The 6,176-nt window shown below is 78.1% G+C and carries 3 protein-coding genes; all 3 read left to right on the forward strand.

The window, feature by feature from the left end:
* A partial coding sequence (locus DT057_RS36560) for a cellulose biosynthesis cyclic di-GMP-binding regulatory protein BcsB (RefSeq protein WP_128561087.1) occupies positions 1–2,361 on the forward strand: 2,361 nt, incomplete at its 5' end.
* Positions 2,358–3,542: a family 8 glycosyl hydrolase gene (locus DT057_RS05425; protein WP_238313399.1), complete on the forward strand. Its 1,185-nt coding sequence runs from the start codon at positions 2,358–2,360 to the stop codon at positions 3,540–3,542. The genes DT057_RS36560 and DT057_RS05425, both read left to right, overlap by 4 nt.
* Before the next feature lie 1,970 nt (positions 3,543–5,512).
* A partial coding sequence (gene bcsN / locus DT057_RS36040) for a cellulose biosynthesis protein BcsN (protein WP_203236194.1) occupies positions 5,513–6,176 on the forward strand: 664 nt, incomplete at its 3' end.

The following is a 6,176-nucleotide window of genomic DNA, read 5'->3' on the forward strand; positions in this document are numbered from 1 at the left end:
GGCCGGCCGGCCCCGCCCCCGCCCGCCGCCGCGCCGCCGCCGATCCCGCAGCGCCCGCTGCCCGGGGGCATCGCGGGCCTGCGGCTCGCCGGCGAGGAGGCCAGCCTCGAGTGGCCGGTCTACTTCAGCGAGGCCCAGGCCCGCGAGAGCGTGCGCCTGCGCGTCGCCTACCTGTCGGCGATCTCCGTGGCGCCCGAGACCTCGTCGCTCACCGCGAGCCTCAACGACGCGGTGATCGGGCGCACCGACATCAAGGCCCCGGGGGCGGTGAAGATCGTCGAGTTCGAGGTGCCGGAGGGCGCGCTGCGCCCCGGCTGGAACGCCCTGCGCCTCTCCGCCGTGCAGCGCCACCGCGTCGACTGCTCCCTCGGCGCCACCTACGAGCTCTGGACGCAGATCGACCCGTCCTGGACCGGGTTCGTGCTGCCCCCGAAGGCGCCCGGCATCGCGCTCCTGCGCGACCTCCCGGCCCTGCGCCCCGACGGGTCCGGCGCCGTCCCGGTCCGCATCGTCATCGGCGGCCGGCCCTCGCCGGCGCGGCTCGAGGGTCAGATCCGGGCCGCCCAGGCCCTCGCGGTCGGCGCGCGCCTGACGCAAGCGGTGGTCGAGTTCGGCCCGCCCCTCGCCGGCGAGGCGGGCGTGAACCTCGTGGTCGGCACCCCCGACGAGATCCGGACCCTGCCGGGCCTGCCCGCGGGCGCCGCGCCCTCCGGGGGCCGGGCCGCCCTCGTGCCGGGGGAGGACGGCCGGGCCCCGACCGTGGTGGTGAGCGGCGCCGGGGAGGCCGAGATCGACCGGGCGCTCGCCGGCCTCGCGGCCCAGGCCGCCGAGGAGCCGGCCGGCAGCGCCGTCGGCCGCGACCTGCTCGCCCGCCGCGGCGGCTACGCGGTCGCGGGCGGCGAGGAGGTGCGCCTCGACGCCCTCGGGCTGCCGAACCGCGAGTTCACCGGGCGGCTCTTCCGCACCGGCTTCGACCTCGCCCTGCCGGCGGATTTCGTGCCCGCCGACTACGCCAAGGTGATGCTGCGCCTCGCGGGCGGCTACGCGCCCGGCCTCGCGCCCGGCGCCCAGCTCATCGTCGACCTCAACGGCCGCAACGCCGCCAGCGCCACGCTGCCGAAATCCGGCGGGGACCTGTTCGAGGCGACCGATATCCCGCTGCCGCTCAGCCTGTGGCGCCCCGGGCGCAACCGCGTCGAGATCGCCGCCCAGGTGCCGAGCGCGGCCGACGCCACCTGCGACACCCTGGCGGCCGAGGGCCAGAAGCGCTTCCTGTTCCTCAACACCACCCGGGTCTCGGTGCCGCCCCTCGCCCGGGCCGTGCGGGTGCCCGACCTCGCCGCCGACGCGGGCGGCGCCATGCACTACCTGCGCGGGGCGCGGCCGCGCCTCGTCGTGCCGAACGCCGACCGCGAGACCATGTCGGCCGCCGCCACCCTGGCGGTGCGCCTCGCCCTCGCGGCCGGCCGGACGATCGACTTCGCCCTCGTGACCGATCCGCCGGGCGCGAGCCCGGGCCCGAGCCTCGTGGTCTCGCCGGTGCGCAGCCTCGATCCGGGCCTGCTGCGCAGCATCGGGGTCGATCCCGACCAGATGCGCGAGATCTGGCAGAGCCGCGCCGAGTTGCCGGCCGACGCCGCCCGCGCGCCCCTGGCCGCGACTGGTCCCGCCATGAGCCTCGACCGCCTGCGCAACGACGTGCCGGCCGCGTGCAGCCTGCCGGCCGCCCCCGCCCGCACGGCGTCCATCGGGTCCGACCGGGCCCGCGAGCGCAGGGGCCCGGCGCCCCAGGCCCGCGACCTCGTCGCCTCCTGGGACGACACGGTCCGGGGCCGCGCCTCCGTGGTCGAGGGGCTGACGGGCGTCGCCGCCGCGGCCTGGGGCGGCCTGCGCGACACCGCCTCCGACACCCTGTCCTGGGTGAGCGCCCAGGTCGCCGCCCCGCCCGTCGCCGTCTCGCCCCGGGCGACGCTCCTGGTGGGCCAGGCCGCGACCGGCGACAGCCTCGACGACCTCGTCACCGTCGTCACCGCCCCCAACGCCACCATCCTGCGCGCCTCGGTGTCCTGCCTCACCGATCCCGGCATCTGGTCGCGCCTGCGGGGACGCCTCGCCACCCTGGACGCCTCGGACGGCAGCCTCGCCACCGTCGAGGCGGCGCATCCGCGGCTGGCCGAGACGCAGGTGCGCAGCCTCGACAACCTGCGCCTCGTCGTGGCCGGATGGCTCTCCATGAACCCCTTCATCTACGTCGCCCTGAGCCTCGCCGTCGCCCTCGGCCTCGGCGTCAGCACCCGCACGATGGTGAGCGGCATCGGCCGCGAGAACCGGCCGAACCGCGCCGGCGGGAGGAACCCGTGAACCGCCGCCCCCTCGCCCGCGCGGCCGCCCGGCGGCCCGGCGCCCTCTCCGCCGGCACCCTCGCGGCCGGCGCCCTCGCGCTGCTGCTCGCCGGGGCCTCGGCCCGGGCGGCGCCGCTCTCGCCCGGCACCCCGCCCGAGCCGGCCGCGGCCCCGAAGGCCGCCCCCGACGCGGCGCCCAGGCTCGCCGGCGCCCTCACGGATGCGGGCGCCTGGCGCGCCTACCGGGCCCGCTTTGTCTCCGAGGCCGGCCGGGTGGTGGACAGCGCCAACGGGGGTATCAGCCACAGCGAGGGCCAGGGCTACGGCATGCTGCTCGCCGTGGCGGCGGGGGACCGCGGCACCTTCGAGCGGATCTGGGGCTGGACCCGGGCCAACCTGATGGTGCGCGGCGACGCTCTCCTCGCCTGGCGCTGGGAGCCCGACAAGCGCCCGGCCGTCGCCGACCTGAACGACGCCTCGGACGGCGACGTCCTGGTGGCCTGGGCCCTCGTCGAGGCGGCGGAGGCCTGGGGCGACCCGGGCTACCGGATCGCGGCCCGCCGCATCGCCGTCGACATCGGCCGCCGGCTGGTGCTGTTCAAGACCGGCAAGCCGCCGCTGCTGCTGCCGGGCCTCGCCGGGTTCTCGGCCGAGGAGCGCGCCGACGGCCCGGTCGTGAACCTGTCCTACTGGGTCTTCCCGGCCTTCCCGCGCCTCGCCCTCGCGGCGCCGGAATTCGACTGGGCCCGGCTGACCCGCAGCGGCCTCGACCTCGTGCTCAGCGCCCGCTTCGGGCCCGCCCGGCTGCCGACGGAGTGGATCTCGCTGAAGGGCGACGAGCCCCGGCCGGCCGACGGGTTCCCGGCCCAGTTCTCGTACAACGCCATTCGCATCCCGCTCTACCTCGCCTGGGCGGGGATCGGCACGCCCGCGCACTACGCCCCGTTCCTCGCCCTCTGGGGCGAGCGGGAGCGGGGCGGGCTGCCGGTCGTCGACGTCGCGGAGGGCCGCCCGGTCGAGTGGCTCGAGGAGGGCGGCTACGCCGCGCTGCCGGCCCTCGCGGCCTGCGCGGCCGAGGGCACGCCGGTGCCGGCGAGCTTCGGCGCGCCGCAGGCCCGCGAGAACTACTACCCGGCCACGCTCCACCTTCTGGCGCTCGCCGCCGCCCAGATGAGGTACGCGTCATGCCTCGGACGCTGAGGCGCCTCGCCGCGCTCCCGCTCTGCCTCGCCCTCGCGGGCACGGTCTGCGCCGCCTCCGGGGCGGCGCGGGCCGCCCCGGAGGCGGCGCCCGACGCCCCCGCCGGGATCGTCGGCGTGGTCCGCTCCAACGGGGCCGGCTCCAGCGCGCCCGCGATCAGCGGCGAGGCCGGGCGGAGCACCGCCGAGATCGTCGACGAGAGCGCGCTGCGCTACTACGCGGCGCAGAAGCAGGCCGACCGGGTGAAGGCCGAGATCCGCCGCCTGCGCCGCCTGCATCCGGGCTGGGTCGAGCCGACCGACCTCGACACCCTGCGGCCGAGCCCGCCCGAGGAGGCGCCGCTCTGGGACATGTTCACGGCCGGGCGCTTCGACGCGCTGACGGCCGCCATCGCGGCGCGCCGCGGCGCGGATCCGGGCTGGCAGCCCTCCGCCGACCTCGCGACCAAGCTCGGCCGCGCCACCCTGCGCAGCCGGGTCAAGGAGGCCGCGGCGGCCGGCGACTGGGACGGGATCGTCGCCCGCGTGCAGGGCAATCCCGGCGCCCTCGACCGCTCCGAGGTGGACATCGTCTGGCTGGTGGCGGAGGCCTACGCCCGCACGGGACGGACCGCCGACGCCGCGGGGCTCCTGCGCGGCGTCATGGAGACGAGCACCGATTCCGGGCAGCGCATCGCCACGGTGCAGAAGGCGCTCGGCACCCTGCCGATGGCCGAGGTGGAGCCGCTGCTCGCCCTCGCCCGCACCGCCGCGGACGGCGCCAGCGAGCTGCGCCCGGTCAGGATCGACATCGCCCGCGCCCGCCTCGCCGCCCTCCTGCACGACGAGCCCGGCGCCCGCATCGAGCCGGCCGACCTCGCGGCCTTCGGCGAGTACGCCCGCCGGCTCGGCGATCCGAGCCAGACCAGCATGCTCGGCTGGTACGCCTACAAGCGGCGGCAGTTCCGCGAGGCGCTGGACTGGTTCAAGCTCGCGATCGCCCGCGGGGGCGACGGCATGGTGGCCCACGGCCTCGCCCACACCCTGCGCGAGCTCGGCCAGGAGCGCGACGCCGAGGAGGTCGCCTTCGCGTGGCGGGCGCTGCCCGCCAACAGCATCCTGTACGTCGACCTGCTCGAGCGCCGGCTCACCCAGCCGGCCCCGGCCTACATCGAGCCAGAGCGCATCGACCGCCTCGCCCGGGTGGTGCTGGCCACCAGCTCCGGCGAGGGCGCGCAGGCGCTCGGCTGGTACGCCTACAACACCTGCCAGTTCGACTCGGCCCTCGAGTGGTTCGAGCGCGCCACGGCCTGGATGCCCCGCGAGCCCGTGATCCTCGGGCACGCCCTGACGCTGGCCCGCCTCAAGCGCGCCCGCGACTCCGCCGTCCTGATCAACCGCTACGACGGCCTGTTTCCGGGCGTGGTCGACCTCGCCTTCCGGCAGGACCAGGACGGCGATCCGGGCCCCTGCGCCCCGCGCCCGACCGCCACGCCGGNCCGCCGCCGCCGCGCCGCGCTTCGGCCGCGTGCCGAACCCGAGCGGGCCGCCGGCGGCGGCCGCCAAGGCGGCCCCGACCCGGCGCATCGACTTCCCGATCGCGGTGGTGAGCGACAACCCGCTGCGGTTCTTCCCCGCCGGCTCCCCGGGCCTCGAGCGGCCGCGCGAGGGCGAGTACCTGCGCGACCCCCGGGCCGAGCCGCCCCTCGTCGCCCGGCGCGTGCCCGGCGTCGGGCCGATGCCCTACGAGCGCCTCGGCTACACCCTGCTGCCGGGCTGGAACGGCCTCGACCGTCCCGACGCGCCGGGCTCGGCGGCGCCGGTCGGCACCCTCGCCCAGGCGGCGGAAGCCGGCGACACGCGGGCGGCCCCCGGCCGGCCCCGCGGCGACAGCGAGCGGTTCGGCCCCCTCGGGCAGGCCGACAGCCTGCGACAGGCCGACGGCCTGCCGGACGGGCACGCAACCCGCCAGATCCGATGAGGAGACAGGCCGTGGCCCTCAAGGTCAGCATCGTCCGGGCGCTCGCCCTCTGCGCCGCGCTTCCCTGGCTCGCCGCCCTCCCGGCGCAGGCCCAGGGCGACCCCTCGCCGGACCTCCCGGCCGCGGCTCCGGCGGGCGGGCCCGCCCTCGTGAGCCTGCCGGGCCTCGCCGTCCGCTCCGTGCAGCAGGTGCGGTTCCGGGGCGGCCTGCAGCAGACGATCCTGCTCCGGGACGGCGGCGAGGCCCGCGACCGCGTCACCCTGTCGCTGCGGGCGGGCGAGGGCGGGCCCGACGCGCCCGCCATGGCCAAGCCGACCCGCCCCGCCATCATGGGCGAACTCGCCCTGCTCGGGCCGGGCGAGGGGATGCGGGTGGTGACGCGCCCGATGCGCAACGCCTACGGCCCGATCGGCATGGCCATCGGGCGGACCTGCCTCTACGCCTGGCAGTGGATCGACGACGTCGGGACCGCCCTGCCGCGGACCGTCGCGGGCGTGCGGGCGTCCGCCGGCCAGGCCTGGCCCGCCTCGCTGCGCATCCTGCTCTGCCGCCGGGACGGCGGCGACCCCGTGGCGCTCGCTACGCCCGTCCTGCGCCTGACCCTCGCCGACGGGGGCGCCGCCCGGATCGCGCGGCACCGGCCGGCGCGCCCGCGCGCCACGGCCTCGGCGCAGC

Source organism: Methylobacterium crusticola, assembly GCF_003574465.1.
In the GTDB taxonomy this organism is placed as follows: domain Bacteria; phylum Pseudomonadota; class Alphaproteobacteria; order Rhizobiales; family Beijerinckiaceae; genus Methylobacterium; species Methylobacterium crusticola.